Below are 26,311 nucleotides of genomic sequence, written 5' to 3' on the forward strand. Positions count from 1 at the left end.
GAATTATTTATGCTCTCATTAATTTGGACTACTATCAAGCTCTGTCCATCAATTTAAATTTTTCCTTATGACATTTCAGGCATCAGGAAGATTAACAGCACAAGCAAAATTTTTCCTTCCTTCCTACTGCTGATTTACTCAAAATTTTAGTCAGAAGCCTACATGAATGTGGAGAATGCTGGTTTTTATCCCCAAAAATCAATCAAGTGTCCAGCGTCTTTAGCTGTAATGCCCTTTGTAACTCAGCCAGTTCATCTCTATGGGCAGTCACAGTAATTATACTTGAGAAGTCTTGTCCACTCAGGATATTTTCCATCTTGAGTGACACCTTCTCAAGTCTTCCAGATTTTTTCCAATACAATAACCCACTTAAAGGCGAAAATAGGATTATTCCCAGAAAAAATTGCCCAAAATCGGGAAAAAGCATTGATAAAACCAACGCCAGACAACCTAAACCCACAGCAGCTAATACAGTCAAAAATACCGCTAAAAACCGGCTAGGGCTGACAAATCCCTCAAAAGTGACTTGATTTTTGGCAGAGTCTACCGCTAAAACTCGATAAGCACGAGAGCGAAAATACTCCTTTAATGAAGTCATGAATGTATTTTCGTCCTGATCCGAAGTCAAGCGCATCATTTCTGTACGGTCTTTAGTTGAAGCACGTATAAAGAAAAATAAACCAACTGATAAGAGGAAAGTTAACAGGAAAGTAGATTGCAAAACGGTAAAATCCATAACTAATTTTTAAGTCGGAAATTTTCAGTAGACTTAAACCATTATCAATTATTCTGGAAACAGGTAACAGCTAACAGACAACAAACGGAAGTTGTTTTTAACTTTTAATTTTTAATTTTTATATGTCACAAAACTCCGAAACACCATCATCTAATATCCGGGCTATCGCCCAACAATTTCGCCTAGCAGGTTGGATTAGTTTATGGATTCAGTTGGTATTAGGTGTCATCTCTGGAATAATTGTCTTATTATTTGGCATTTTTAGTCAAAAAGCCAACAGCCCCAATAATAATCCAGGCACAGGCTTTGGTGTATTTTTAGCAATTTGTGGCATAATTCTGTTGGGCGTTGGTATTTACTTGGCTTATCGCTACACCAGAATTGGCAAAAAACTAGAATCCCCTAATGCTAGTAATCGTCCCCGCAAGGCGGAAACCGTGCAAGTATTACGTTTGGGACTATGGATAAATTTAGGCGGCATATTAGTCACCCTGTTGGGAGCGCAGGCGATTGTTGGTACATTGGTAGCTAGGTCAATATCTCCTCAAGCCGCAACTACTCAATTATTTGACCCAACTCGGATTATTAGCGGTTTGGATATGCTCATAGTCCAGGCAAATACAAATACTGTATCAGCGCACTTTGCAGGTTTATTAGCATCTTTGTGGTTAATGAATCGGATTAATAAACCATAATTGACAGTGGTTGTAATATCCTAATCTTTGAAAACAGGTAGTTCTAAAATAAATCCTGGTAAAACATTTTCTCCCGATAAACTTGTCGGTAATGATACTATTTCTACAGATTGATTTTGACGGTAAATTTCTACTTGTTGATTTTGAGGATCAATTAACCAACCTAAACGTAAACCACTATTAAGATATTCCTGCATTTTCTCCTGTAATTGACTTAAAGAATCTGTACGAGAACGCAATTCTATGACAAAATCAGGACAAATTTTAGCAAATTTTTCTTTTTCTTGAATGGTTAAAGATTCCCAACGTTCATTAGCTATCCAAGCCACATCAGGAGAACGTTTACCACCATTAGGTAGAGTAAAAACAGTAGAAGAACTAAATACTTTTCCCAGTTTGCTTTGACGATTCCAAATCACAACATCTGCATTAAATTCTGACTCTCTATTACCACTAATTGCACCAACTGGAGGCATAATTATTAATTCTCCTTTAGCTGTTTGTTCAAGTTTCCAATCTTCATTGATTTGACATAGTTGATAAAATTGATCATCACTTAACTCTACATTTTTGATATTTAAAATAACTGATTGAGTTGTCATCATTTCTGAAAACTCCTTAACGCTTAGGTAATGGAGAAGAGTATCTGAACTAATTATCAACCATATTTGGTAATTTTACCACTGATCATAATCAAACGCAGATAAACGCAGATAAACGCAGATAAGAAATGTGATATTAGTATATAGGGTTTAGCATTGTTCATAGGTGTCAACTTAACGTAAAACCCATAGCCCGCCTGGGAATGAATTCCCAGTCTCATAGCAAAAGTCATCTAAAGATGACTAAATAACCCGAAAATTTTTTAGTAAACTTTAGTTTACTTTGGCTATTAGACCGGAACTTAAGTTCCGGGCGGGTTTGGAAGCTAAACAAATAAGCTATTTGTAGCTTAAGTTGACACCTATGAGCATTGTTAAACCCCTACGATTAATCATCTCAATCAAGTATAATTGACAAAACTTAACGAAATTCACCAATGCTGGATATTAAACAAATTAGAGAAAATCCCCAATTAGTACAAGAAAAGTTGAATACTCGTAGTGGTAAATACGAGATCCAGCCTATCTTAGATTTGAGTCAACAACAACGGGAATTGGAAGTTAAACGCAATGAACTCCAAGCCCGGAGTAATGAAATTGGTAAACTGGTGGGACACAAGGTAAAATCTGGTGTTAATCCTCAAGATGCAGAAATTCTGGCTTTAAAGGATGAAGGAAACAGCCTCAAAATCACATTAAGCTCATTAGAACCCCAGGAAAAGGAGTTAAAAGCCCAAATTCACCAATTACTCTTAGCACTTCCGAATTTACCCAGTGATTCTACCCCCATTGGTAAAAGTGAAGATGATAACCAAGAAGTGAAAACATGGGGAGATGAATATAAACCCGAAAATCCGAATATTATACCACATTGGGAAATTGGCGAAAAGTTGGGAATTTTGAACTTTGAAAGAGCGGTAAAAATTGCCCAAACTCGGTTTGTGAGTTTGATAGGTGCGGGTGCAGGTTTAGAAAGAGCATTAATTCAGTTTATGCTTTCTAAACATATTGAAAATGGCTATATTGAAGTTAGTCCACCGTTGTTAGTAAATACTGATTCTTTAACGGGAACTGGACAATTACCTAAGTTTGCAGAGGACAGTTTTAAATGTGCAGAAGATGATTTATGGTTAATTCCTACTGCGGAAGTTCCGGTAACTAATTTGTATCGGGGGGACATTATCAACGGGGAAGAATTACCAATTTATCATACTGCATATACGCCATGTTTTCGGCGGGAGGCGGGAAGTTATGGACGGGATATGCGGGGTTTAATTCGGTTACATCAATTCAATAAAGTTGAGTTGGTGAAGTTAGTAAAACCGGAAAGTTCTTTTGATGAATTGGAGACGTTGCTAGTCAGTGCAGAGAGTATTTTACAGGCTTTAAAATTGCCTTATCGGGTGATTAATTTATGTACTGCTGATTTAGGTTTTTCGGCAACGAAAACCTATGATTTAGAGGTGTGGTTGCCTTCTGCTGGGAAGTATCGAGAGATTTCTAGTTGTTCTAATTGTGTTGATTTTCAAGCGAGAAGGGCGGATATTCGATTTAAGGATGCTGGTAAGAAGGGGACGCAGTTTGTGCATACTTTAAATGGTTCTGGTTTGGCTGTGGGAAGGACTATGGCGGCGATTTTGGAGAATTATCAGCAAGCTGACGGGACGATTAAAGTACCGGAGGTTTTGCAGGTTTATTTGGGTAGGGAGGTTTTGTGATTTAGGGGTTTTGTAGAGGCGTTTTTGGGGGTGCGTCTCTACAAGGGTTTTGAATAACACATACATATGGAGTAAATGAAATTCTATGAATGAACAACATTCTATTAAATTCAGAGTAGAGGAAATAAGTGTAGATTCTGAATATCTAGAAACTATAATTAATTTAGGAAATACAAATGCAAAAACTCTTGGTTTTTTGCCATTCGGAGCTTTCCATGATCTAGCTAAAGAAAATCGTATTTTAGGATGTATTGCTTCAGACATAGGTTGTGTTGGATATCTTTTATATGGTATTAATCGTCGTCATTGTCGAGTTAGAATAACACATCTTTGTGTTGATACAAATTGGCGAAACAGAGGAATAGCAAAATTATTGATTGATGAGTTAAAAATTAAAACTAAGCATCTTAATGGCATTCTGTTAAGCTGTAGAAGAGACTACAACTTAGATGGTATGTGGTCAGCACTGGGATTTGTAGCTCGGAATGAAAAACCAGGTAAAAGTAAAAAAGGTAGTATATTAACTCAATGGTGGTTAGATTATGGACATGACAATTTATTAACTAATCTTACTTATCAAATAACTGACTCTAAGCTATGTGTAGCTATAGATGCCAATATTTTCTTTGATTTAGTGGAAAATGAAAAAATTGATGAAGAAAGCAATGAATCTAGAGTTTTAATTGCTGATTGGTTAGATTCAGAAATAGAACTATGTTTAACTGATGAAATAAATAATGAAATAAATAGAAATCCAGATGGTAAGAAAAGAGAAAAATTACGTACAGCAATAAGTCACTTTACATTACTACCCTGTATTCAAGAAGAATTTGATAATATTTGTCAGCGTCTACGGAGATTCTTTCCTGAAAATATGAAACCTAGCGATGCTTCTGATATGCGTCAAATTGCTAGAGTTATTACTTCTCAGATAAATACTCCTTATTTTATAACAAGAGATAAGCGGTTACTAGAAGAAATTGAGGAAGAAATTTATCAAGAATTTAATCTGATTATTATTGACCCTATAAATTTTATTATTAAGCTGGATGAATTACGCAGAGAAATAGAGTATCAACCACAACGGTTAGTAGGAACTGATATAGAAGAAACTCGTGTTCAAAGTGGAGAATTAGAATCAATAGTTGATCTATTTTTGGACTATTCTCAAGGTGAAAGAAAAACTGATTTTAGTAAAAAAATCCGCTATTTTCTCTCAGATACAAAACAATTCAAATGTTTTACAGTCGGTAAAAAATTATTAGCACCAATTGCTTTGATAGTTTATGATAGAACAGAGAATGAAGAATTAAAAATTCCTATATTTCGCTTTAGAAATAGTAATATAACTCCAACTATATTGCGTCGTTGTATTTTTCAATGTTTTTCAATATCTGCTAGTGAAAATAGACAATTTACTAGAATTACTGAAAATTTCTTGAATGATGAAACCATAAACTCACTTCTAGAAGATAGATTTTTCAAGATTGAAGATGGATGGTTAAGAGCTAACTTAGCGATTTCACAGAACGCAGCAGATGTTTCCTATTACCTTGATAATTTGTGCAAAGAATCTGGTAAAGGATATGAACAATATCTACCAATAGTAAATGTTTTAGCAAATCAAGATTTGCTTCATAATCCAGAGATTATGGCAGATATTGAGAGAATGCTTTATCCAGCCAAAATTACTAATGCTGACATTCCTACCTTTATTATTCCCATTCAATTATGGTGGGCTAAAGATTTATTTGATAAAGAATTAGCAAGTGAAATTTTATGGGGGGCAAAAGAAGAAATTGCTCTGAAACGTGAAGTTGTTTACTACTGTGCAAAAAGGGCAATGCAAGCTCCCGGGAGAATTTTATGGTATGTCAGTAAATCTCGTACTGGTAAAAACAGTTCTCATATTGTTGGAGCTATTCGCGCTTGTTCTCACATTGATGAAATTGTAATTGGCAAGCCTAAAGAGTTGCATAAACGTTTTAGAAGACTTGGAGTATATAGTTTTCAAGATATTATGGAAACTGCTAAAAATGATTTAGATAAAAATATTATGGCTGTTAAATTTAGCGATACTGAGTTATTTACAAATCCAATAAAGTTGGCAGATATTAATAAAATTTTGGGACGGAGAATTTCAGTTCAATCATCTTCAAAAATAAAATCAGAAGAGTTTAAAATGTTATATAATGTAGGAAAACAAATGCCTATATAAACATGAGTCTTATGTCTCCAAATGTACTTCTATTATCTATACACCATAAATATACAAACATGATATTTGATGGTAATAAACGGGTCGAATTGCGTCGTGTTAGACCTCGGCATCTAAATGAAGGTGATCTAATTCTTGTTTATGCTACATCTCCTGAAAAAGCATTGTTGGGAGTTCTGGAAGTAGAGAAAGTTGTAGAAATGTCTCCAAATAAACTTTGGAGAATTGTCAAAGATAAAGCTGGTATTAACTATGAAACTTTTCAAAAATATTATGAAAATTCACCAAATGCTTTTGCTATTTTCTTTAAAAAACCATTCAGTTTTGATACGCCAATTACTTTAGAAGAATTAAGAGAAGAATGGTCAGATTTTCGACCACCACAATGTTATTATTATTTAAAAGAAATGGAAATAAATCTCGTTAAAACTATGGCAAAATGTGATATTTTAGGATTATCTGAAAAATTTAAAATTTATCAAACTGAATTATTATCTTAAAAACTAATATTATTGTCATCGCTCATCTCGTAGGGTGCGTTAATGAAATGTAACGCACCGTTTTTTTATTAATATTTAACTGCCTGAATCAGGATATCCAGGATTAAAGGATTAACAGGATAATATTTGATATTGATATTCTGGAATATTTGAATTACCGCAATTTCTGAGGATGTAGATTAATATTAAAAAAACATCCTCTACATCCTCAAATCTTGTGCATCCTGATTCAGACAAAATGCAATTTATGAAAATATAGATGAATATTAAAAAACATCCTGTACATCCTCAAATCCTGAGTATCCTGATTCTGACAAAATACAATTTATGAAAATATAGATGAATATTAAAAAAACATCCTATACATCCTCAAATCCTGGACATCCTGATTCTGACAAATTTGGTATAATTAACATGATCATTAACTAATTGAGTAAACTATGAAAACACTAGACATAAAAGTAACTATAACAAATGATGGCAAATTATTAGTCAATTCTCCTGTAGATATACCGATGGGAGAATATAATGCTGTTCTTGTATTAGAAGATAGCCCAATTACTCATCATGTTCAAACTTCTGTGAAAAATGCTCAGGCTATTTTTAGAAAATATATTCCTGCTAGTAGAAAACTGTCTGAAGAATTAATTCAGGAACGAAAAGAGGAAAGTTTAAATGAGTGAAGTTGTTGTAGATGCTTCTGCTATTTTAGCTTTACTCAATCAACAGGGCAAGCGCATCTTATTTTTAGAATGCTTACTGGACAAAGGTTTTGACGATTGTTAATTTTTGTAACTAAAGGTTGAAACCCTTGCTGGGCATGGATTACAGAATTTAGGTGCGTTTGCCCTGACTCAATCAAGAAACTGGTAGCGAAGAAGTTTTAAGATTTATCGGTAAAGCTGCCATTAGTACGGTGAATTTATCTGAAGTTATAGCAAAATTAGCAGATGCAGGAATCCCGGAAGAAGATATTAGACAGATTCTTTCTAATCTCAATCTTGAAGTTATTGATTTTAATGAAGAACAAGCATTAAAAGCGGGAATGTTGCGCCCAAATACTAAATCAATCGGGCTTTCATTTGGTGATAGGGCTTGTTTAGCATTAGGTATTATTCTTAATCAGCCTGTTCTAACAACTGATCGGTTATGGGGTAGTATTAATGTGGGAGTTGAAGTTAGAGTAGTGCGTTAGGCATTAATGAGAGGAAATAACCATGAATACAGCCAAACTTAGCAGTGATGGTACTCATCAAACAGTGATATTACCACCAGATTTTAAAATGACAGGTACAGAAGTTTATATCAAAAAAATTGGTAATGCCATTATTCTTATTAGTAAAGATAATCCTTGGCAAACTCTAATTGATAGTTTAAATCAATTTTCCGATGATTTTATGATGACTAGAGATCAACTTCCTATTGATAAAAGAGAGGAGTTTTAAATGCAATATCTTCTCGATACCAACATCTGTATTTATCTGATTAAGCAAAAGCCAGAAAAAGTTATAGCGCGATTTCAAACTTTGTCAATTTCTGATATTGGCATTTCTTCCATTACCGTTGCTGAATTAGAATATGGTGTTTATAAAAGTCAGCAACAAGAGAAAAATAAAAATGCCCTTATGCAGTTTTTACTTCCTTTAGAAATTATTGAATTTAGTCAAGATGCAGCAGTAATTTATGGATATATGAGAAGTGATTTAGAAAGTAAAGGGCTTGTTATTGGACCCATGGATATGTTAATTGCTGCTCATTCAATGAGCTTAGATATTACTCTCGTTACTAACAATATCCGCGAATTTTCTCGCATTCCTAATCTATTATTAGAAAATTGGGCAGAGTAAGTTAATGAAATGTAATGCACCGTTTTTTATTAATATTTAACTGTCAGAATTAGGATAACCAGGATTAAAGGATTAACAGGATTATATTTGATATTGATATTCTGGAATATTTGAATTAGCGCCATTTCAGAAAATGTAGATGAATATTAAAAAAATATCCTGTACATCCTCAAATCCTGTGCATCCTGATTCAGACAAAAAGGATTAACAGGATACAGTATAGTAAATTTAACAAAGTAATCGCATTGGAATAATATGACCAAAACAATATACATAGAAACAAGTATTATTGGTTATTTAACAGCAAGACCTAGTAAAAATTTGATAGTTGCTGCTAATGCAGAATTAACAAGAGACTGGTGGGATAATCAGCGAAACTCCTTTACTATTTACATTTCTCCACTGGTATTGCAAGAAGTAGCAAAAGGTGATGCAGAAATGGTGAATAAAAGACTAGAAGTTTTAAATAACTTTCCTTTACTTGATATCACAGAATCAGTACAAAATTTAGCACAGGAATTCCAAAAACAAAGTAATTTACCACCCAGTGCTGCTTATGATACTGTTCACATTGCTACAGCTACCGTCTATGGATTGGATTATCTGTTAACATGGAATTGTAAGCACATTGCTAACCCCTATATTCAGAAAAAACTCTCACAGATTGCTGATAGTTTAGGGTATGAATTGCCAACAATATGTACACCTTATGAAATGTTAGGAGAATAATTTATGTGGAATGATGAAGTTTTGGCAGAAATTCGCAAAATAAGAGATGAACAAGCTAAGTCATTTAATTATGATTTGGCTGCTATTTGTGCTGATTTAAGAAAACAACAAGCAACAAGTGGAAGAAAGATTATTTCTCTTCCATTGAAGAAAGTAGTTCTCTCACGCTAATTTTGTATGGTGCATTAATACAAGATGATGCACCTTTTTCTATTAATATTTAACTGTCTGATAGCGTAGCGTGGCGCAAGCCATATCAGGATATCCACCGATTAAAAGATTAACAGGATTGTATTTGATATTGATATTGTGGAATATTTAAATTAGCGCAATTTCTAAGTAATTCCAGTTCATAATAATCGGGTAAAATCAGTTTATGTTAAACGAGTATTAGAATTAATAGAAGGAGAGTAATCATGAATTATCCCATAGTTGTTTATCCTTGTGAAGAAGGCGGTTTTGTAGCAGAAATTCCCGCATTAAAAGGATGTTTAGCACAGGGTGAAACTTTAGAAGAAACCTTACAAGAATTGATAATTGTGCGAAACTTGTGGTTAGAAACAGCCGAAAAACATGGTCAAAAATTGCCAGATATTGAAGGTGCTATTGCAAAGGTGAAAGCCCTAAGTAGCGTATAAATTTTAGAATCAGGATTTCCACCGATTAAAGGATTAACAGGATTGTATTTGAGTTTGATATTCTGGAATATTTGAATTAGCGCAATTGCTGAAAATATAGATAAATATTAAAAAACATCCTGTACATCCTCAAATCCTGAGCATCCTGATTCTGACAATTTTTAGCTACAATTAAAGCATTAGAAGTGATTCAGAAAGTCAGCTATTATCCCCATTTGCTTACAAAAACAAAGAATATGATACATGAAAAAAATCTCCCAATGCTTTGGCTTGATTTTTGCTAATACTTCTTTTACCATTTATTACTTCTGAAGTAATACCTTTTGAGCCAAAAATCTCGACAATATCCTTTTGTTTGAGTTGTCTTACTGACATTAACTCATGTAATATATCTAGGGGAGTTATAGCTTTCATTTGATAGACTTTATTTTCATATTGCTCAATTAGTGTTACTAGCAACTGTAAAACTTCAGCTTGTTCATCTGTCAAATTTTCCCCTAAATCCATAAATTTATCTACTTCATTTAGTAGACGCTTATGCTCTATTTCTGTGTCGATTATACGTGGCACAGTTTCAGAAAGTAGCTTAATGTATTCTTCCTTGTTTAGTGTATTTGTCATATACAACCCCCTTTGGGGTAGAATGTTTTCACTAGGGACATAGTAAAGCCATATCCTAGATGTTTATGAGCTTCTGAGTAGTGTAATTAGACTATTGAGAGGCGAAACCCTCTAAATATTCGTTATTTTTTCCACTTATCTTCATTATATTCACTATGAGTTAATACATCCTCAATCTTAATGGTCTTGACTTTATAGGTAATTTTAGTAATTAACCGAAACTTATTTCCTCCTATATTAAAAACTGTGTAGCCTTGTACAAAATCTGCGTGTGGATAAACTTCTCTTACATCTATAATGTGTTTCCATTCTTCCTTTTGAGCAGTTTGGAGCCAAACATTAAGACTAATTTCAGCATCTGGATGAATCTTACTAAATTCAGTTAGATTTTCGATGCCAATTACTTTCATAATGTATTATTAATTTCAATTTTTTTAGTTTAAACATATGTGCTTTACTTTGTGTCCTTATTTGTGTAGCTCTATGTTCTCATAAAGAGAACCAAATGTCAAGCCTCTGTACAGGAATTTTTGGAAATTCATTTCAACTTAGAGGAAGTGTTGAAATTAGCAGCGCATAATCGTTGTGTCGCTGCAAGTGCGATCGCTCATGTTGTAGGGTGCGTTCTCCGAAAGTACAGCACCATTTTTTATTAATATTTAACTGTCTGAATCAGGATAACCAGGATTAAAGGATTAACATAAATGTAGGTTTTGTATACTACTTATTGAAGTGCGGAATGTGGGTTAAATAGTCTTCAGACTTACACAACTATCAGACTAAATGTATATTGTTGAGGACATTGGACTTGATATTTGGTGATGAGTAACATATTTTGGAGATGATGCACTATGATAATATGCCAGTTTCATAAGTGCTGAATCTGTCGCCTCAGTATTATGCAAAAAAACAGTTTTTTTATGAAAAATTTGCATAAAAATTAACTTTTAGTGGCTAAAATTCATCCATACGATAGAGTGAAGTATTTCACTTGTACTCATAAACTATAAGGATTCATATTTATTCTTTTTCTGGAATGTTAATGTTGTCCCGTGAGTCTTCTAATTTGCGCGTTCTCATAGTTGATGATCATGAACTCACTCGTTTAAGCCTACAATTAGTTTTTTCTGTTCAAGAAAATATCCAGGTTGTTGGTTTAGCTAGTAATGGTCAAGAAGCTATAGAAATAGTTCAGTGCTATCAACCTGATGTGATCATTCTCGATTTACAAATGCCAATTATGGATGGTTGGTCAGCATCTCATTACATTAAAGCTATATCTCCAAATACTCAAATTCTAGCTTATTCCTCTGTAGATGAAGTATCTTTTGGACAAAACAAAGATAGGCATAACTTTGATAAAGTTTGCAAAAAAGATATTCCGACAAAGGAACTCATTGCCTTAGTCAGAGAGTTAGGGAACAGACATAGGTATTCTTCATTTCCAGAAGAAATATTAGACCTGTCGGAGAATTTAAAAGTCAGTCTGTGTCTGGCTTTAAGGATGTTTTTATGTCAGCCAGACTTGATGTAATTGGGTTGACCCTGGTCAACCCAACATCATTAATACTTAAAAAAGTACAAATTAGATCAGGCAAAAGGCAATTGACAATTATCAATTACCTTTTCTCCTGCCTAAATTTTAGATAACTAACAACTTAGGTTAATTATTTCCTGCTTCGTGAATAGTCCGTTTTAATTCATCAATTAAATCATCTAATTCTTCCAAAGCTTGATTGACATCAACCCTTAAAGTTCCCAAATTGGGTTGTTCTAATAAACTCAGCAACCGCTCACGTTTACCTTGAACAGTGCTAATTCGGTCTTTAACTGTCTGAATATCCATTTTTTTGCGTCCAGTTTTGAAACACTTCAAATCTAAAGTTAACGCAAAAAGGAAAAATCTCCATATCCCTTTCCCAATCTGCCACCAATCAGCGATGATAATAAAAGATGAAAATAAATTATACTAAGCTTAAATTATGCTCGGCAGAATTTCTTTGGGAACACTTGGTTTAACAGTAGGTAGTATACTCACCATCACAGGTTTTGTTGCCTACTTCATGGATAACGCTACCCTCAATCTAGTGGGATTTTTCTATGGTTTTCCGCTATTACTGGGAGGTTTAGCCCTAAAAGCTAATGAACTTAAACCCATCCCCTTCAGCCAAACTACCACACCATCAATCCTCGAACTCAGAAAGCAACAGGCAACTGTCACACAAACTAAAATCCGCAAAGACATCACCCGCAACTGTCACACCCCAAGGAAACGGATGTATTTAGTACATAAAAACTAATTATCGAGAGGATTTGCTGAACCTAAATAGGAATTATTACTATTAAGTTAAAAATACAGTTAAATATGCACGACCAAGTACGAATTTATTGGTTCTTAGGTTATTTTGATAGAAAACTTAGGGGGAGTGTCAACTGAGAGAAAACCAACACCGCAAATGGGGTCTGTCTGCCCATTCCCAAACTACAATAAGAATATATTTCCGAATATTTTGATTAATTTGCTCTATGTCAGTTTTAGCAGCGATCGCAGTTTTGGCTATTTTGATCTTAGTACATGAGTCTGGACATTTCATAGCCGCCCGTTCTCAAGGTATTTACGCTAACCGTTTCTCCTTGGGTTTTGGTCCGATTCTTTTAAAGTACCAAGGATCAGAAACGGAATACACTATCCGCACTTTCCCTTTGGGTGGCTTTGTCGGCTTTCCCGATGATGATCCAGATAGCGAAATTCCCCCCAATGACCCCAATTTGCTGCGTAACCGCCCAGTTTTAGACCGTGCTATTGTCATTAGTGCCGGTGTAATTGCAAATTTAATCTTTGCGTATTTGATGTTGGCTTTGCAATTGGGAATCGTTGGTATACCCCAAGAATTTCAGTATCAACCCGGTGTCCTTGTCAAACCTGTAAATGAACAGTCTGTTGCTTACCAAGCAGGAATTCGAGAAGGAGATATTATTCTGGCTGTAAATGGCCAAGAAATTCCTCTAGGTAAAGACGCAACTACATTATTGACAAAGGAAATTCAAACCCATCCTAATCAGGAAATTGACTTAAAAATTCAACACGAAACCCAACAAACTAACCTAAAACTAACTCCTAAACAGGGTGCTGATGGTAAAGGTCTGGTGGGAATTGAATTGGGACCAAATGGTAAAGCAATTTATCGCCGTCCCCAAGATATCGTGGAGATTCTCAAAGTTGCAGCTAATCGTTTTCAACAGTTAGTTGTGGGGACATTCCAAGGTTTTGGGCAGTTAATTACTAATTTTGGGCAAACGGTAGGACAAGTCTCTGGACCCGTGAAAATTGTCCAAATTGGCGCACAATTAGCCGCTAGTGATAGCACCAATTTATTTTCTTTTGCGGCAATTATTAGTATTAACTTGGCAATTATTAATATTTTGCCTCTTCCCGCTTTAGATGGTGGACAATTAGCCTTTTTATTAATTGAAGGATTATTTGGTAAGCCTTTACCTAACAAAATTCAAGACGGTGTGATGCAAACTGGTTTGGTGTTACTTTTAGGATTAGGTATTTTCTTAATTGTGAAAGAAACAACTCAATTGGAATTTATCCAACAATTATTTCAGAAATTGTAAATCCAGTAATTGTAGGGGGTTTAGCAGTGTTCATTGGTGTCAACTTAACGCAAAATCTTCATCCCGCAAGGAACTCAAGTTCCTTGCTAATAGCGAAAGTCATCTAAAAGATGACTAAATACTAGGAAAATTTATTAGTCCGTTTTAACGGACTTGAGCTATGAGACAGGGAATTTATTCCCTGACGGGTGTGGAAGCCAAACAAATAAGCCACTTGTACTGAGCTTGCGATGCCCTGAGCCTGTCGAAGGGTCGAAGTATCTGTAACCTAAGTTGACACCAATGAGCAGTGTTAAACCCCTACAGCAAATAATCATCTTAAATTTAAAATCTCTGACGTGACTCGTAAATCATTAACTAAAAAACAACGGGCTTTAGAAATTCTTGCCCGTATTCAGTATCTTTATCCTGATGCAACTTGCTCTTTAGATTATGCAACTCCTGTACAATTATTAGTAGCAACTATTCTTTCCGCTCAATGTACAGATGAAAGAGTGAATAAAGTTACACCAGGATTATTTGGGCGATTTCCTGATGTAGAAAGTTTAGCAAATGCAGATTTAACAGAGTTAGAAGAATTGGTACGTTCGACGGGTTTTTATCGCAATAAAGCTAAGAATATTCAAGGTTCTTGTCGAATGATTGTCAATGATTTCAATGCTGTTGTTCCCAACAAAATGGAAGAGTTATTAAAGCTGCCAGGAGTAGCACGGAAAACTGCAAATGTAGTTTTAGCCCATGCTTATGGTATCAATGCTGGGGTGACAGTAGATACTCACGTTAAGCGGTTAAGTCAGCGTTTGGGGTTGACGAAAAATACCGAACCTGTAGGAATTGAAAAAGATTTAATGAAGTTATTACCCCAACCACATTGGGAGAATTGGTCAATTAGATTAATTTATCATGGTCGGGCTGTGTGTAAAGCTCGTTCTCCTGGTTGTAATCTTTGTGAATTGGCTGATTTGTGTGATATGAATTTGTCTCTCGCAGAGTCGCAGAGTCGCAGAGAGTAATATTGGGGAGTATTGGGTTGGGGTTAATTAACAGAAATTTATATTCTCATGTCCCTATAATTGTGAGTAAGGGTGTAGAATAGAGAATGCTGTCTTTCATTACATTAGGGAATTCATGGCGAAAAAGAGTATGATTGAGCGCGAGAAGAAACGCGCCAAAATGGTAGCTAAGTATGCTGACAAGCGGGAAGCACTACTAGAAGAGTTCAGAACAGCAGCATCTCCGTTGCTAAAGCTAGAAGTTCACCGCAAAATTCAACAGTTACCCCGCAACAGTGCGCCTAATCGTAAGCACAACCGTTGCTGGTTAACTGGTCGTCCTAGAGGCTTCTACCGTGATTTCGGACTATCTCGGAACGTCCTCCGGGAATGGGCCCATGAAGGTTTGTTACCCGGTGTTGTTAAGTCTAGCTGGTAGTTAGTTGTCAGTGGTTAGTTGTCAGTGGTCAGTTGTTAGTTGCTAGTTGTCAGTTGTCAGTGGCTATTGGCTGTGAACCAACGACCAATGACCAATGACCAATGACCAATGACCAATGACCAATGACCAATGACCAATGACCAATGACCAATGACCAATGACCAATGACCAATGACCAATGACCAATGACCAATGACCAATGACCAATGACCAATAACTAAGATATTATTGACCACAACAATGATCAATTCCCAGACTATCTAAGAGTAGATCGCTAACGGCGTTGGCGATCGCAAACTCCCCAAAAAAGCTTTTAGAAAAATCAAATGATTGCATCTCTGTGACAATAGCAATTACCAGAGAACCTAAATCATTTTCTCCTTCCATGCGTTGTCTCACAAAAATCTGTGATGCCCGCTGGGCTATATTTTGATTTATTGCTTCAGGAATAAACTCTTGATCAAGCCAATGCAACAAGTTTTGTTGTAACCATTCTCCTTCTTCTTGGGGATTTTCCGAAGGTGGTAAGGTAATGGGTGGAATTGCTTGAGTCATTTTTGTTTGTATATTTTATATAGAATTTGTTTGCTGTGGGTAATCTCAGAAGAAGACAATGGAATATGATGTTGCTGCTATTATTCGGGGTTATGCTCAAGGTTATTTTCTCATGTCTGATGAGAGTAATAACTTGGGATGGTATGGAAGTAACGAACGGACTCTAATTCCTTTAGATGAACGCTTTCGCTATCCTAAATCATTACAGCGTGTTCTTAACCAGGAACGATTCACAGTAGCCGTTAACCGGGACTTTTTGGGTGTGGTTGCTGGTTGTGCTAACCGCGATACAACTTGGATTTCTCCAGAATTAGAAAAGATTTATTGGTTACTTTACCAAACTGGTTATGCTTATAGTTTTGAAACTTGGCAAGGTGATGAATTAGCTGGGGGAATTTTAGGGATTGTCATTGGTGGTATTTTTATTGGTGAATCCATGTTTTTCAATATTTCTGAAGGTTCTAAAGTGGCAATGGTGAAATTGGTAGAAAGATTACGAGAAAGGAAATTTCTACTATTTGACGCGCAAATGATGAATCCTCATTTAGCCAGATTTGGTGCTTATCATGTTAGTAGTGAAGAATATGAAATTTTACTAAAACAAGCATTACCAAGTCCTTGTAAATTAATTTGATTGGTAATTGGTGATTGGTGATTGGTAATTGGTGATTGGTGATTGGTAAAGGCAGGGTTGGGGAAGTAGTGAGTTGTAAACCGTGACGGAGAAATTGGATAAAATCGGGTTGATTAATTAGTAAGCGGTTAAGAAATTGTTGAGTGAGAGAAATAAAACTCTTGCCTGTTTCCTAATTAACTTTTTCCAACACAACACAGCTAACAGAAATATCTTTGAACAACCATAATGCGTATTTTAGAGAATCGAACCACCTCAGAGGTTGGTAAATGGGTAACATAAGTCGAATGACCATTGCGAGTGTATATAATACAGGTGTAATGGTAGTTGATTGCACTAAATAACCTCCTGCGAGAATTTCTCCATTGACAATTTTGAAATCGGGAAATAGGCTACTCAATTCCTGGATATCAGGTCGGAACATGGTATCTATAGGATCGCGGTGGTAGGGATATTTATAAGGAACTGTAACGAAAATATAGCCAGATTTAGGGATAATAGAGCTAATTATTTGACATATTTCTTCTCTGTTCGTTATATGTTCCAATAGATTAGAACACAATACAGATTGAATATTCATTTCTGAAAGTTTCTGTAAAAAATCAAGGTCGCATAAATCCCCCACTAGATCAACACCTGTATCGTTTTTCATGTCCGCATGAATTACTGAGTAGCCCTTTGTTCTAGCTGGTTTGAATAATAGTTCATCAATCCAAGGTTGTTCATGTTCTCTAAATTTTTGGTTTGAACTACCAATATTGAGTATAGGGAATACAGTGTTTGGGTCGAGAGAATAGATAATATTTGCCAACCACCTAGCTTCTTCTTTGAACATAATGATTTAATGCACCGTCATTAGACTATATCAACTAAGAACTAGACTACTAACGATAGAATTAGATTGGTAAGATTATTCACTATAAAGCCATCAAGAACCATGCCCTCTGATATTGCTGTCGAGAAGAAAAAGTTAAAAAATCCACCTTTGCAAATGCACTACTTAGGCGATCGCGTGTTGCGACAACCTGCAAAGCGTGTTACCAAAATAGATGACGAACTCCGCCAAATAGTGCGCGAAATGCTGCAAACTATGTATAGCTCAGATGGCATTGGTTTGGCTGCACCTCAAGTTGGTATCAATAAACAGCTGATCGTCATTGACTGCGAACCAGATAACCCAGATCATCCGCCATTAGTATTAATTAACCCCACCATTAAACAGGTTAGCAGTAAGCTCTCTGTGGCTCAGGAAGGGTGTTTAAGTATTCCCAACGTCTATCTAGATGTAAAACGTCCAGAAGTGGTAACAATCGCCTATAAAGACGAGTATGGCCGCCCGCAAACTTTAACAGCCGATGATTTACTGGGTCGCTGTATTCTCCACGAACTTGATCACCTTAATGGCGTGGTATTTGTAGATCGTGTAGAAAATTCCTTGACTTTAACCGAGGAGTTATCGAAGAATGGCTTCTCGTATCAAGCAGTGAAACCAGTAGCATAGGGTGGTCTAGTAGTGTATTTAACTCCAAAAAGCGGTTTATTTTTAGGTGGTGCTTGTTTTACAGCGATTGCGGCTGTTGGTTCGGTGTTTGAATTGAGTTATGGAGAACCAAATTTTGGTTTCCAAACCACTGCCATTATCCTAGCTTTGAGCATTCCTCTCACCGTATTCTTTTTTATTGCCGCAGTGAAGGATGCACGAGCTAATATGAAATAAGCATCAGGTATATGAAAAAGGTAAGAGGATGAACGAGGAATGCACACTTCACCCTTTTACCTTTTATTTTTTACTAAGTAATGGGACACCATCAAGAAAAATTACAGCAAATTGCTTGATTAGGTTAAAAATCGGAAAAAAACTACTCAACTACGCTATAATAAATGCTCTCTATACTTCAATAATAACTAATTATGAAAAAAATAGAAATAGAACTAGATCAAGAAACTTATGACAAAATACAACAATTAACTCAGACTAATCATTGTCAAATTTCAGACTTAATTAAAGCCATGATTGAACAATTGACTCAACCAGAGATTCTCAACGATTCATTTATTGGCAAATGGTCAGATGATGCAGAATTAGTTGATCAACTGATTGAAGATATGTTAAAACATCGAACCTAAAAAATGCTAAATTAACAGTGAAAAATAAAACTTTAATTGATACAGATATTTTATCGGAAATTCGGAAAGGTAAAAATCCCCAAGTTATAGCTAAAGCTATTGCTTATAAGACTATTTTTAAGAATTATACAATATCTGTAATTACAGTCTCAGAAGTTATCAAAGGATGGAGAAAATTAAACCGCAATGATCGGATTCAGGAATTTTTAATAGATTTACCACAAATGGAAATCTTATCTTTAGAACAAAAAGGTGCTGAATTATCTGGATTAATTTATGCCGATTTAGAAAAAACTGGACAAACTATAGGATTAGCAGATGTATTAATTGCTGCAATTGCTATAGAAAATAATTTAATTTTAGTAACAGGAAATACTAAACACTATCAAAAGATTCAATTATTAGGTTATCCTTTACAATTAGATAATTGGAGATACTGATTTTGGGATAATTTAAATTCTGCCAAATAAAATTATGCTACCAACTTCTACCCAAATACTCCGACTTTCCCAAGGACATCTCAATTTACTCGCAGCTTGTCCGCGCAAATTCCAGCATAGCTATTTAGAACAACTGAATACTCCTCTAGATCCTAAACACGAAAAATATCAAATTTTAGGGAGTCGGTTTCACTTACTTATGCAGCAGCGAGAAATGGGTTTACCTATTAATAACTTACTACAAGCAGATCCTCAATTGCAACATTGGATGACTGATTTTAGTAAAATTGCTCCAGAAATATTTATAACTAATATTGATAATCAAACTTTCCGAGAAAGTGAACATTATCGAACCTTGCAAATTGGAGATTATCTCCTCACAGTTATTTATGATCTATTAATTGCTGATCAAAATCAAGCCCAAATTCTCGACTGGAAAACCTATCCCCAACCACCAAAATCAGAAACATTAGCTCAAAATTGGCAAACAAGACTGTATATGTATGTCATGGCAGAAACTAGCAACTATTTATTAGAAAATATTTCCATGACTTACTGGTTTGTGCAATCAAAAGGGCAAACTAAAAAAATCAAATTTTTATATAATGAAAAAGAACATCAAAAAACAGCAGAGGAATTACATCAACTATTAAACAATCTTACAAAATGGATAAAAGATTATGAATATAATATATCCTTACCGCAAATTAAGGAATCTCAGAAAATCTGTGAATCTTGCCAATATGCAGTGAGGTGTCAACGTCAAAAAATCAAACAAGTGAATATAGATATTAATCAACAGTTTCCTAGTTTGGAAAATATTGCAGAAGTATCACTTTGAACTTTTAAAAATGTTAAAATAGGAATAGAAATAATATCCAAAATTATCAACATGGCTCCATTACCCGATTATCGTCCCAAACAAATGTCCCTGGGTCCCCTAGAAGCAGAAATCCTCAGTATTATTTGGGAATTGAGTTCAGTAACAGTCAAAGATGTACATGATCGGATTCTGGCTGATCCTAACCGCGAATTGGCTTATACTTCTGTTACCACCGTTTTGCGTCGTCTCACGGAAAAAGGTTGGTTAGCTTGTGATAAGCACAGCAAAGCCTTTTATTGGCGGCCATTGCTCACTAAGCAACAAGCAGATATTATTAAAGCCCATGATCAATTACAGCGATTTTTAGCAGTAGGAAATCCTGATGTAATTGCGGCATTTGCTGATAGTTTAGATCAAGCTGCTAGTGACCAAATCGAAGCGATCGCTAAACGCATCCAAGCCGCACGGGAAGCCAGAGGAGAAAAATAGAATTATGCACCTACTCATGATTATCACTGCTGTAACCATTGCTTGCTGGTTACGCTGGTTACGATCCTCTGGCAGTATCCAGCCAAGAAATTGGCATTTAAGATGGCAAAAAACCCTGTTTTTATTCCTTTTTCCCCCCTTACTCATATTCATGACAGTCACTTCTATAGTCTGTATGGGTACGCAGGGAAAAATGGGCGGAATGTATACCGACTCTTTTAGCTATCTCCTCGCATTAATTTTTCTAGGATTTTTGAATACCGTAGGTATCAACCTCGCTTTTCAGGGCTGGAAAGCCATTAAATCTGCCCGTGAATGTCCCCAAATTACTCTAGATGGTAAATCAGCCCGACTTCTACAAACAGAAGCTTTATTTGCTGGACAAATGGGTTTTTGGCAACCTGAATTAGTTGTTAGTCAAGGACTACTACAAATTCTCTCTCCAGCCCATCTGGAAAGTGTTTTAGCCCACGAACAAGGGCATTATCAGTATAGGGATACGTTTTGGTTCTTTTGGCTGGGCTGGGTGCGTTCTTGTACCGCCTGGTTGCCGAATACAGAGTCTTTATGGCAAGAATTGTTAATTTTGCGAGAATTACGGGCTGATAGTTATGCTGCATCTCAAGTAGATCCTTTAGTATTAGCAGAATCCTTACTGTTAGTCGTGAGTAATAATCTAATTACATCAGATATTTGTTGTGCTGCTTTGGGTGCAGGCGATCGCTTGGAACAAAGAATAGAGGCTTTATTAACACCATCTGAACCAGTACCAGAAACGCAATTACAATCTTGGCATATTTTTTTATTGGCGTTTCTACCCTTGATTACAGTAGTATTCCATACTTAAATGATTTCCTCTCTCCTGATGACGATACAAGGGGTTTAGCACTGCTCATTGGTGTCAATTTAAGACCCACCAGGAAATAAATTCCCTGTCTCATAGCTCAAGTCCGTTAAAACGGACTCATAAATTTTCCTAGTGTTTAGTCAAATTGGTAAGTATCCCTATTCTTTACTCTAGCTCTATTGGAAAAAAAGTAGCTTACGACACAATATTTGAGATTAATGATCTTCACAAATTGATTTTTTTAGGAAATATTTACCAATATAACTGGTAAATATTATGATAATCTTGGTAAAAGTATACTGAGTGTCAATTCCATGAATAAAAATTTCTCTCAGTCCAGTTTGCCAATCAAAAGAAGAAAGCTACTAGTTTTAATAGCGACAGCATTAGCTACTTTACTACTGGTTATGGGCTTACCAATCCTGACTTCTTCTCCTGTATCAGCACAATCTAATAACAACTTACTCATATCCGCCGCTGCTAGTTTAAAAGAGGCACTGGAAGAAATTAAACCTCTCTACCAACAAAGTAAACCAAACGTCAACATTAATTATAACTTTGGTAGTTCCGGTGCATTACAGCAACAAATCGAACAAGGTGCGCCGGCGGATATTTTTATATCTGCGGCTAAAAAACAAGTAGATGCTTTAGAACAAAAAGGACTTTTAGTTCCAGGGACTCGGAATATAATTGCTAAAAATCGGTTAGTTTTGGTAGTACCTAAAAATGTTGTTGGTATCACCAGTTTCTACAGTCTCAAAGATGCGAAAGTTAAAAAAATCGCTATTGGTGAACCGAGAAGTGTACCAGCAGGACAATACGCACAACAAGTATTAGAAAAGTTGAAAATTTGGTCAGAAATTAAATCAAAACTGGTTTTTGCTAATAACGTGCGTCAAGTTTTAGCATCTGTAGAAAGTGGCAATGCTGATGCAGGTTTAGTTTATATAACTGATGCCAAAATCTCTGATAAGGTCAAAGTTGTAGTTACGGCAGATGAAAAATACCACTCTCCCATTATTTATCCATTAGCAGTTGTTAAACGTAGCAAAAATGTTGATGCTGCTAAAGAATTCTCTCAATTTTTATCTAGCAATCAAGCAAAATCTGTATTCAAAAAATATGGGTTTATTTTGCCTTAATCATAGGTGAAATTTCAGATTCCCGACTTCTGGCAAGCAATGAAAAGTAAAATCGCCCAAACCCTCTTCACTCTTGCCTCTGGTTACTGAGCGAAGTCGAAGTATTGCCTCTTGCCTAGTGCCATAAGGACGATTTTCAATGCTAACCTACTTAGTCAAACCTTAAAAACTATGCCACAGGATTTATCACCGCTTTGGATATCTCTCAAAACTGCTTTACTAGCAACGTTTATTACTTTCTTTTTGGGTATATCTGCTGCTTATTGGATGTTGGGATATCGCGGTAAAGCCAAATCTTTAATTGAGGGGATATTTGTTGCACCGTTGATTCTACCACCGACTGTGGTGGGATTTTTACTGCTGCTATTTTTTGGTAAAAATGGTCCGGTTGGTAAACTGCTAGAACCGTTTGATACCACAATTGTGTTTACTTGGTATGGTGCAGCGATCGCTGCTACAATAGTTTCCTTCCCATTGATGTATAAAACTGCACTGGGAGCTTTTAGCCAAATTGATGCCAATCTGCTGCGAGTAGCGAGAACGTTGGGTGCGAAAGAATTCACAATTTTTTGGCGGATTAGTTTACCCCTAGCATTTCCTGGGATTTTAGCTGCCACTACCTTAGCATTTGCGCGGGCTTTGGGTGAATTTGGGGCAACTTTGATGTTAGCAGGTAATATCCCTGGACAAACTCAAACAATGCCAATGGCAATATATTTTGCTGTGGAAGCGGGGGCAATGAATGAAGCTTGGTTTTGGTCAATTGTAATTATGATTGTTTCTCTTTCAGGAATTATTATAGCTAATTTATGGCAAGAATTTCCAGATAAACGCAAACTCACAAAAGTACCAATAAAGCAAATAAAATTAGCAAGTAAATCTGATTCTTTATTAATTGATTCCTATACATCTAGTTTAGTTTTAGATATTCAAAAAAGACTAGACAACTTTTATCTACAAGTTGCCCTTATTACTGACAATCAACCATTAGGATTATTGGGAGGTTCTGGGGCGGGAAAAAGTATGATTTTGCGTTGTCTAGCGGGGATAGAAACACCGAATAAAGGACGAATAATTTTAAATGGTAGAGTATTATTTGACTCAGAAAAGAACATTAATATTCCTATTCATCAACGACAGATTGGTTTTTTATTCCAAAACTATGCCTTATTTCCACACATGACTGTGGCGCAAAATATCGCCTTTGGCATACCCACATCTGTAAATTTTAAGGAAGAGGTAGAAAAGCAATTAATAGCCATGCAATTACAAGGATTTGGCGATCGCTATCCGCACCAACTTTCCGGGGGACAACAACAACGGGTAGCATTAGCTAGGGCTTTAGCCAGCAAACCAGAAGCATTACTTTTAGATGAACCATTTTCTGCTCTGGATACACATTTACGCAGTCAATTAGAACAACAAGTTGCAGAAATTCTGGATGATTATTCTGGAGTAACTTTGTTTGTGACTCATAATATGGAAGAGGCTTATCGCCTATGTCCCAATTTGTTAGTATTAGAACAGGGAAAACAAGCTCATCATGGTTCTAAATATGAGATATTTCAACATCCTGCCAGTGTAAATGTTGCTCAAATTACTGGTTGTAAAAACTTTTCCCGTGCTAATGCTTTATCTCCTCAACAGATAGAAGCAATTGATTGGGGTTGTAGTCTGGAAGTGAGAGAAAAAATTCCTGCAAAATTATCTCATGTTGGTATTCGCGCTCACCATTTGATTTTCACTAAAGATCCTCAACAAGTAAATACATTTCCCTGTTATTTAGTTCGTACCAGTGAAACACCTCATAGAATGACAGTATTCCTTAAACTTAATTCTGTGGGAAATCATCCCCATGATTATCATTTACAAGGAGAAATTTATAAAGAAAAATGGGTAAATATTCAAGATCAACCTTTTCCTTGGTATGTACATTTAGATCCTTTGAGGTTACTGTTAATGGAGTAAATAATATGTAGGGGTTTAGCAATGCTCATTGGTGTCAACTTAACGTAAAACCCATAACCCAACTGGGAATGATAGCGCAGCGTGGCGTAAGCCATATTCCCAGTCTAATAGCGCAAGTCATCTAAAGATGACTGAATACTAGGAAAATTTATTAGTCCGTTTTAACGGACTTGAGCTATTAGACAGGGAATTTATTCCCTGGCGGGTGTGAAAGCCAATAGATAAGCCACCAATGAAGCTCTTGCTTTACCCCTACTCTTAACTTAATTCCAATAAACCTTGATAACCTGTGACAATACGATTTCCATCTTTGAGAATGTGAACTTCAATTTGATCACTAGCCCAAGTAATTTCATCTGCAAATTCTGGGTTAAAGATATTTACATTTTGATTACTAGAAGAAACGGGAGAATCAGGAGAATTAACTGCTAGAGATTTGACAAAAGGACCATCAATTAAAATATCTAATTCTGCCAACAATTCTTTTGCACCTGGAGGGGCAGAATTAGATTGTAATTGTTGAAGAGTGAAACCAGTAAAAGACATGACATTTAAACCCGCTGCTTTTAACTTTTTCGCTAGAATTGTTAATGCAGGTGCTTGCCAAAATGGCTCACCACCGGAAAAAGTTACACCTGTATTCTGGGGATTTTTGAGAATACTTTCAGCTAGGGTATCAATAGCCACTAAATCATTAATCTCAAATGCCCAGGAGTCGGGATTAAAGCAACCAGAACACTCACGGTTACAGCCTTGTACCCAGACCACAGCCCGACAACCAGGGCCATTAACTTCTGATTGGTCAACATAACCCATAATGTTAAGATAACCGGGGGAAATGTCCGCGAGTCCTAGAGATGGGTTCATGGGCTTGGTTTCCATCTTTTGTCAACTCCTTTTCAACTTTTCCTATTACTTGCTAATATAGCGAGACTCTGAAAAAGTGTGGAGAAAGAAATTATAAATAAGCTTTTTCAAAGATTAGACATCTGGTGAAAATTAAATATGCGTGACTTACAACCCTTGTAGAGACGTTCCATGGAACCAGGGCAAGCGCATCTTATTTTTAGAATGCTTACTGGACAAAGGTTTTGACGATTGTTAAGTTTTGTAACTAAAAGTTAAAACCCTTGCTGGGCATGGATTACAGAATTTAGGTGCGTTTGCCCTGTCCATGGAACGTCTCTACATTCTTTTCTGGAGATGTCTATTGATTATTTTGTGTAATCAACCTTTAAGTTATCTTAAGATTTTGCCCAGGAGGGAGTTGATGAACGCGCAGCAGAGATAGCATGAAAGAATGCAAATAGCCTGTGGCTGGCTTGACCATAATCCTGGCATTTTTGGAGATCGAAAGACCGTAATTCTTTTTCTATGACGTTTTCGACATCAGCAGCTAAATTTAACCTCCCTTCATTGAGATAACATTCGGTTAAAAATAGCAATTTCTCAACATTAATTTCATTGGTTTCCCATTGAATCTCGACAGGAAACTCATAATTTTTTTCTAATGTTCCCCCATGGTAAACATTTTCCATGAGTTTATTGCTGATAATATATTTAACTTTATGGGTGTTAGCCAATTCTAGCAAATCATCAGCAGTTGGCTTCAATCCCAGACGACGACGGAACACAGAATCAATAATTTCATACTTGCTATTGTCTGGAAATACTGTGACAACCACAGCCGCAATTCCTTCAATATTTCCATAACATCCGATGATGTTTTTACTTTCTTCACCGTGAACAAATAATATATCCATAATATGCACCAACTAAATTAATAACAGGAAATTGAGTTGATAAAATTCTCTTAGATGAGAGTGAGAATGCAAAACTCAATACCGATAATCTATCAGACTTTTTCCAAAAATCACAGCTTTGTTCAAAAAAAAGAGCTTTTTTATCAATAGGTTAATTTTAGATTAAT

The 26,311-nt window shown here is 35.8% G+C and carries 34 protein-coding genes and 3 pseudogenes; 27 read left to right on the plus strand and 10 right to left on the minus strand.

The genetic code is table 11. The features are described from left to right. Positions 1 to 202: 202 nt before the first annotated feature. Positions 203 to 736 (minus strand): cofactor assembly of complex C subunit B, encoded by a 534-nt coding sequence (locus tag HGD76_RS16965; RefSeq protein ID WP_168696485.1) that lies wholly within the window; start codon positions 734 to 736, stop codon positions 203 to 205. Between the two features lie 122 nt (positions 737 to 858). On the opposite strand from HGD76_RS16965, the gene HGD76_RS16970 reads away from it, so the two are divergent. Next, complete coding sequence (locus HGD76_RS16970) at positions 859 to 1,431, plus strand: DUF3611 family protein (RefSeq protein ID WP_168696486.1); 573 nt, start codon at positions 859 to 861, stop codon at positions 1,429 to 1,431. 20 nt (positions 1,432 to 1,451) lie between these two features. On the opposite strand, the gene HGD76_RS16975 is transcribed toward HGD76_RS16970, so the two are convergent. Beyond that, complete coding sequence (locus tag HGD76_RS16975; protein ID WP_407644816.1) at positions 1,452 to 2,033, minus strand: Uma2 family endonuclease; 582 nt, start codon at positions 2,031 to 2,033, stop codon at positions 1,452 to 1,454. Between the two features lie 437 nt (positions 2,034 to 2,470). Between HGD76_RS16975 and serS the strand changes: the two genes are divergently transcribed. The 10 genes and pseudogenes from serS to HGD76_RS17025 all read left to right on the plus strand — a co-directional run bounded on the left by serS (position 2,471) and on the right by HGD76_RS17025 (position 9,683). After that, positions 2,471 to 3,751 carry a serine--tRNA ligase gene (serS, locus tag HGD76_RS16980; protein ID WP_168696488.1) on the plus strand — a complete coding sequence of 427 codons (1,281 nt, stop codon included), beginning with the start codon at positions 2,471 to 2,473 and terminating at the stop codon, positions 3,749 to 3,751. Between the two features lie 85 nt (positions 3,752 to 3,836). Further along, positions 3,837 to 5,969 (plus strand): GNAT family N-acetyltransferase, encoded by a 2,133-nt coding sequence (locus tag HGD76_RS16985; RefSeq protein WP_168696489.1) that lies wholly within the window; start codon positions 3,837 to 3,839, stop codon positions 5,967 to 5,969. Positions 5,970 to 5,980: 11 nt separating this feature from the next. Next, positions 5,981 to 6,469, plus strand: a complete 489-nt coding sequence (locus HGD76_RS16990) for an ASCH domain-containing protein (RefSeq protein ID WP_267904377.1) — start codon at positions 5,981 to 5,983, stop codon at positions 6,467 to 6,469. Positions 6,470 to 6,909: 440 nt separating this feature from the next. Then, positions 6,910 to 7,152 carry a hypothetical protein gene (locus tag HGD76_RS16995; RefSeq protein ID WP_168507117.1) on the plus strand — a complete coding sequence of 81 codons (243 nt, stop codon included), beginning with the start codon at positions 6,910 to 6,912 and terminating at the stop codon, positions 7,150 to 7,152. Positions 7,153 to 7,343: 191 nt separating this feature from the next. Beyond that, positions 7,344 to 7,664 (plus strand): annotated as a pseudogene (locus HGD76_RS17000) (type II toxin-antitoxin system VapC family toxin); the annotation flags it as partial. A gap of 22 nt (positions 7,665 to 7,686) precedes the next feature. Then, positions 7,687 to 7,914, plus strand: coding sequence for an antitoxin (locus HGD76_RS17005; protein WP_168696491.1), 228 nt, complete (start codon positions 7,687 to 7,689; stop codon positions 7,912 to 7,914). Further along, the gene (gene vapC / locus HGD76_RS17010; RefSeq protein WP_168696492.1) at positions 7,915 to 8,316 is read left to right on the plus strand and encodes a type II toxin-antitoxin system tRNA(fMet)-specific endonuclease VapC; all 402 of its coding nucleotides are present in this window, start codon (positions 7,915 to 7,917) and stop codon (positions 8,314 to 8,316) included. A gap of 255 nt (positions 8,317 to 8,571) precedes the next feature. After that, positions 8,572 to 9,045 carry a type II toxin-antitoxin system VapC family toxin gene (locus HGD76_RS17015; protein WP_148759972.1) on the plus strand — a complete coding sequence of 158 codons (474 nt, stop codon included), beginning with the start codon at positions 8,572 to 8,574 and terminating at the stop codon, positions 9,043 to 9,045. A gap of 3 nt (positions 9,046 to 9,048) precedes the next feature. Then, positions 9,049 to 9,216 (plus strand): hypothetical protein, encoded by a 168-nt coding sequence (locus HGD76_RS17020; protein ID WP_168466228.1) that lies wholly within the window; start codon positions 9,049 to 9,051, stop codon positions 9,214 to 9,216. A gap of 245 nt (positions 9,217 to 9,461) precedes the next feature. Next, positions 9,462 to 9,683 (plus strand): type II toxin-antitoxin system HicB family antitoxin, encoded by a 222-nt coding sequence (locus HGD76_RS17025; protein WP_148759970.1) that lies wholly within the window; start codon positions 9,462 to 9,464, stop codon positions 9,681 to 9,683. A gap of 219 nt (positions 9,684 to 9,902) precedes the next feature. Here the strand turns inward: HGD76_RS17025 and HGD76_RS17030 are convergent, their stop codons facing one another. Continuing rightward, positions 9,903 to 10,304: a helix-turn-helix domain-containing protein gene (locus HGD76_RS17030; protein ID WP_148759968.1), complete on the minus strand. Its 402-nt coding sequence runs from the start codon at positions 10,302 to 10,304 to the stop codon at positions 9,903 to 9,905. Positions 10,305 to 10,426: 122 nt separating this feature from the next. After that, positions 10,427 to 10,714: a type II toxin-antitoxin system HigB family toxin gene (locus HGD76_RS17035; protein ID WP_096668045.1), complete on the minus strand. Its 288-nt coding sequence runs from the start codon at positions 10,712 to 10,714 to the stop codon at positions 10,427 to 10,429. Positions 10,715 to 10,834: 120 nt separating this feature from the next. On the opposite strand from HGD76_RS17035, the gene HGD76_RS25940 reads away from it, so the two are divergent. Then, positions 10,835 to 10,960 (plus strand): hypothetical protein, encoded by a 126-nt coding sequence (locus HGD76_RS25940; RefSeq protein ID WP_256370331.1) that lies wholly within the window; start codon positions 10,835 to 10,837, stop codon positions 10,958 to 10,960. A 380-nt stretch (positions 10,961 to 11,340) separates the two neighbouring features. Further along, positions 11,341 to 11,745, plus strand: a pseudogene (locus HGD76_RS17040) (response regulator); the annotation flags it as partial. Between the two features lie 222 nt (positions 11,746 to 11,967). On the opposite strand, the gene HGD76_RS17045 reads toward HGD76_RS17040, so the two are convergent. Next, positions 11,968 to 12,150 (minus strand): hypothetical protein, encoded by a 183-nt coding sequence (locus HGD76_RS17045; RefSeq protein ID WP_168696493.1) that lies wholly within the window; start codon positions 12,148 to 12,150, stop codon positions 11,968 to 11,970. A 136-nt stretch (positions 12,151 to 12,286) separates the two neighbouring features. Here HGD76_RS17045 and HGD76_RS17050 point away from each other — a divergent pair. From HGD76_RS17050 to rpsN, 4 genes and pseudogenes are all read left to right on the plus strand, one after another. Further along, positions 12,287 to 12,565, plus strand: a pseudogene (locus HGD76_RS17050) (DUF2854 domain-containing protein); the annotation flags it as partial. A 265-nt stretch (positions 12,566 to 12,830) separates the two neighbouring features. Next, a complete protein-coding gene (gene rseP, locus HGD76_RS17055) occupies positions 12,831 to 13,925 on the plus strand; it encodes an RIP metalloprotease RseP (RefSeq protein WP_168696494.1) in 1,095 nt (364 codons plus the stop codon). Between the two features lie 338 nt (positions 13,926 to 14,263). Next, positions 14,264 to 14,938: an endonuclease III gene (gene nth, locus HGD76_RS17060; protein WP_210967651.1), complete on the plus strand. Its 675-nt coding sequence runs from the start codon at positions 14,264 to 14,266 to the stop codon at positions 14,936 to 14,938. A gap of 115 nt (positions 14,939 to 15,053) precedes the next feature. Then, positions 15,054 to 15,356: a 30S ribosomal protein S14 gene (rpsN, locus tag HGD76_RS17065; RefSeq protein ID WP_148759960.1), complete on the plus strand. Its 303-nt coding sequence runs from the start codon at positions 15,054 to 15,056 to the stop codon at positions 15,354 to 15,356. A 56-nt stretch (positions 15,357 to 15,412) separates the two neighbouring features. Here the strand turns inward: rpsN and HGD76_RS17070 are convergent, their stop codons facing one another. Beyond that, positions 15,413 to 15,592 (minus strand): hypothetical protein, encoded by a 180-nt coding sequence (locus tag HGD76_RS17070; RefSeq protein WP_233466904.1) that lies wholly within the window; start codon positions 15,590 to 15,592, stop codon positions 15,413 to 15,415. After that, positions 15,582 to 15,911: a DUF8822 family protein gene (locus tag HGD76_RS17075; RefSeq protein ID WP_015080154.1), complete on the minus strand. Its 330-nt coding sequence runs from the start codon at positions 15,909 to 15,911 to the stop codon at positions 15,582 to 15,584. The genes HGD76_RS17070 and HGD76_RS17075 overlap by 11 nt, the downstream gene beginning before the upstream one ends. 58 nt (positions 15,912 to 15,969) lie before the next feature. On the opposite strand from HGD76_RS17075, the gene aat reads away from it, so the two are divergent. Beyond that, on the plus strand, positions 15,970 to 16,545 hold the full coding sequence (gene aat / locus HGD76_RS17080) for a leucyl/phenylalanyl-tRNA--protein transferase (RefSeq protein WP_015080155.1): 576 nt from the start codon (positions 15,970 to 15,972) through the stop codon (positions 16,543 to 16,545). A gap of 172 nt (positions 16,546 to 16,717) precedes the next feature. Here aat and HGD76_RS17085 read toward each other — a convergent pair whose 3' ends face one another. Beyond that, a complete protein-coding gene (locus HGD76_RS17085) occupies positions 16,718 to 17,380 on the minus strand; it encodes a methyltransferase type 11 (RefSeq protein ID WP_168696495.1) in 663 nt (220 codons plus the stop codon). 102 nt (positions 17,381 to 17,482) lie between these two features. On the opposite strand from HGD76_RS17085, the gene def reads away from it, so the two are divergent. From def to modB, 9 genes are all read left to right on the plus strand, one after another. Continuing rightward, the gene (gene def, locus HGD76_RS17090) at positions 17,483 to 18,046 is read left to right on the plus strand and encodes a peptide deformylase (RefSeq protein ID WP_148759956.1); all 564 of its coding nucleotides are present in this window, start codon (positions 17,483 to 17,485) and stop codon (positions 18,044 to 18,046) included. 12 nt (positions 18,047 to 18,058) lie between these two features. Then, the gene (locus tag HGD76_RS17095; RefSeq protein WP_015080159.1) at positions 18,059 to 18,262 is read left to right on the plus strand and encodes a hypothetical protein; all 204 of its coding nucleotides are present in this window, start codon (positions 18,059 to 18,061) and stop codon (positions 18,260 to 18,262) included. 194 nt (positions 18,263 to 18,456) lie between these two features. After that, positions 18,457 to 18,672 (plus strand): hypothetical protein, encoded by a 216-nt coding sequence (locus HGD76_RS17100; protein WP_015080160.1) that lies wholly within the window; start codon positions 18,457 to 18,459, stop codon positions 18,670 to 18,672. Between the two features lie 17 nt (positions 18,673 to 18,689). Beyond that, a complete protein-coding gene (locus HGD76_RS17105) occupies positions 18,690 to 19,112 on the plus strand; it encodes a PIN domain-containing protein (protein WP_015080161.1) in 423 nt (140 codons plus the stop codon). Between the two features lie 34 nt (positions 19,113 to 19,146). Next, entirely contained in the window at positions 19,147 to 19,953 is an 807-nt protein-coding gene (locus tag HGD76_RS17110) for a PD-(D/E)XK nuclease family protein (RefSeq protein WP_168696496.1), read from the plus strand. Positions 19,954 to 20,004: 51 nt separating this feature from the next. Beyond that, the gene (locus HGD76_RS17115; RefSeq protein WP_015080163.1) at positions 20,005 to 20,424 is read left to right on the plus strand and encodes a BlaI/MecI/CopY family transcriptional regulator; all 420 of its coding nucleotides are present in this window, start codon (positions 20,005 to 20,007) and stop codon (positions 20,422 to 20,424) included. 4 nt (positions 20,425 to 20,428) lie between these two features. Next, positions 20,429 to 21,271 (plus strand): M56 family metallopeptidase, encoded by an 843-nt coding sequence (locus HGD76_RS17120; RefSeq protein ID WP_168696497.1) that lies wholly within the window; start codon positions 20,429 to 20,431, stop codon positions 21,269 to 21,271. A gap of 347 nt (positions 21,272 to 21,618) precedes the next feature. Further along, positions 21,619 to 22,413 (plus strand): molybdate ABC transporter substrate-binding protein, encoded by a 795-nt coding sequence (gene modA, locus HGD76_RS17125; protein ID WP_168697479.1) that lies wholly within the window; start codon positions 21,619 to 21,621, stop codon positions 22,411 to 22,413. Positions 22,414 to 22,584: 171 nt separating this feature from the next. Then, positions 22,585 to 24,381, plus strand: coding sequence for a molybdate ABC transporter permease subunit (modB, locus tag HGD76_RS17130; protein WP_168696498.1), 1,797 nt, complete (start codon positions 22,585 to 22,587; stop codon positions 24,379 to 24,381). 258 nt (positions 24,382 to 24,639) lie between these two features. Here the strand turns inward: modB and HGD76_RS17135 are convergent, their stop codons facing one another. Both HGD76_RS17135 and HGD76_RS17140 read right to left on the minus strand, forming a co-directional pair. Continuing rightward, positions 24,640 to 25,263: a 4Fe-4S single cluster domain-containing protein gene (locus HGD76_RS17135; protein WP_168696499.1), complete on the minus strand. Its 624-nt coding sequence runs from the start codon at positions 25,261 to 25,263 to the stop codon at positions 24,640 to 24,642. A gap of 362 nt (positions 25,264 to 25,625) precedes the next feature. Continuing rightward, the gene (locus HGD76_RS17140; protein ID WP_168696500.1) at positions 25,626 to 26,144 is read right to left on the minus strand and encodes a hypothetical protein; all 519 of its coding nucleotides are present in this window, start codon (positions 26,142 to 26,144) and stop codon (positions 25,626 to 25,628) included. Between the last annotated feature and the right edge of the window lie 167 nt (positions 26,145 to 26,311).

Origin of the sequence: Dolichospermum flos-aquae CCAP 1403/13F (assembly GCF_012516395.1) — a bacterium.
GTDB lineage: Bacteria > Cyanobacteriota > Cyanobacteriia > Cyanobacteriales > Nostocaceae > Dolichospermum > Dolichospermum lemmermannii.

Coding starts and splice junctions, on each gene's coding strand:
- HGD76_RS17025 (WP_148759970.1), top strand. CDS start 9,462: ATGAATTATCCCATAGTTGTTTATCCTTGTGAAGAAGGCGGTTTTGTA.
- HGD76_RS17120 (WP_168696497.1), top strand. CDS start 20,429: ATGCACCTACTCATGATTATCACTGCTGTAACCATTGCTTGCTGGTTA.
- aat (WP_015080155.1), top strand. CDS start 15,970: ATGGAATATGATGTTGCTGCTATTATTCGGGGTTATGCTCAAGGTTAT.
- HGD76_RS17115 (WP_015080163.1), top strand. CDS start 20,005: ATGGCTCCATTACCCGATTATCGTCCCAAACAAATGTCCCTGGGTCCC.
- HGD76_RS17030 (WP_148759968.1), bottom strand. CDS start 10,304: ATGACAAATACACTAAACAAGGAAGAATACATTAAGCTACTTTCTGAA.
- def (WP_148759956.1), top strand. CDS start 17,483: ATGCCCTCTGATATTGCTGTCGAGAAGAAAAAGTTAAAAAATCCACCT.
- HGD76_RS16990 (WP_267904377.1), top strand. CDS start 5,981: ATGTCTCCAAATGTACTTCTATTATCTATACACCATAAATATACAAAC.
- HGD76_RS17020 (WP_168466228.1), top strand. CDS start 9,049: ATGTGGAATGATGAAGTTTTGGCAGAAATTCGCAAAATAAGAGATGAA.
- HGD76_RS17085 (WP_168696495.1), bottom strand. CDS start 17,380: ATGTTCAAAGAAGAAGCTAGGTGGTTGGCAAATATTATCTATTCTCTC.
- HGD76_RS16975 (WP_407644816.1), bottom strand. CDS start 2,033: ATGACAACTCAATCAGTTATTTTAAATATCAAAAATGTAGAGTTAAGT.
- HGD76_RS17045 (WP_168696493.1), bottom strand. CDS start 12,150: ATGGATATTCAGACAGTTAAAGACCGAATTAGCACTGTTCAAGGTAAA.
- modB (WP_168696498.1), top strand. CDS start 22,585: ATGCCACAGGATTTATCACCGCTTTGGATATCTCTCAAAACTGCTTTA.
- vapC (WP_168696492.1), top strand. CDS start 7,915: ATGCAATATCTTCTCGATACCAACATCTGTATTTATCTGATTAAGCAA.
- HGD76_RS17140 (WP_168696500.1), bottom strand. CDS start 26,144: ATGGATATATTATTTGTTCACGGTGAAGAAAGTAAAAACATCATCGGA.
- rpsN (WP_148759960.1), top strand. CDS start 15,054: ATGGCGAAAAAGAGTATGATTGAGCGCGAGAAGAAACGCGCCAAAATG.
- HGD76_RS16985 (WP_168696489.1), top strand. CDS start 3,837: ATGAATGAACAACATTCTATTAAATTCAGAGTAGAGGAAATAAGTGTA.
- HGD76_RS17100 (WP_015080160.1), top strand. CDS start 18,457: ATGAAAAAAATAGAAATAGAACTAGATCAAGAAACTTATGACAAAATA.
- rseP (WP_168696494.1), top strand. CDS start 12,831: ATGTCAGTTTTAGCAGCGATCGCAGTTTTGGCTATTTTGATCTTAGTA.
- HGD76_RS16965 (WP_168696485.1), bottom strand. CDS start 736: ATGGATTTTACCGTTTTGCAATCTACTTTCCTGTTAACTTTCCTCTTA.
- HGD76_RS17075 (WP_015080154.1), bottom strand. CDS start 15,911: ATGACTCAAGCAATTCCACCCATTACCTTACCACCTTCGGAAAATCCC.
- HGD76_RS17015 (WP_148759972.1), top strand. CDS start 8,572: ATGACCAAAACAATATACATAGAAACAAGTATTATTGGTTATTTAACA.
- HGD76_RS17005 (WP_168696491.1), top strand. CDS start 7,687: ATGAATACAGCCAAACTTAGCAGTGATGGTACTCATCAAACAGTGATA.
- HGD76_RS17135 (WP_168696499.1), bottom strand. CDS start 25,263: ATGGAAACCAAGCCCATGAACCCATCTCTAGGACTCGCGGACATTTCC.
- serS (WP_168696488.1), top strand. CDS start 2,471: ATGCTGGATATTAAACAAATTAGAGAAAATCCCCAATTAGTACAAGAA.
- HGD76_RS17110 (WP_168696496.1), top strand. CDS start 19,147: ATGCTACCAACTTCTACCCAAATACTCCGACTTTCCCAAGGACATCTC.
- HGD76_RS17035 (WP_096668045.1), bottom strand. CDS start 10,714: ATGAAAGTAATTGGCATCGAAAATCTAACTGAATTTAGTAAGATTCAT.
- HGD76_RS16970 (WP_168696486.1), top strand. CDS start 859: ATGTCACAAAACTCCGAAACACCATCATCTAATATCCGGGCTATCGCC.
- HGD76_RS16995 (WP_168507117.1), top strand. CDS start 6,910: ATGAAAACACTAGACATAAAAGTAACTATAACAAATGATGGCAAATTA.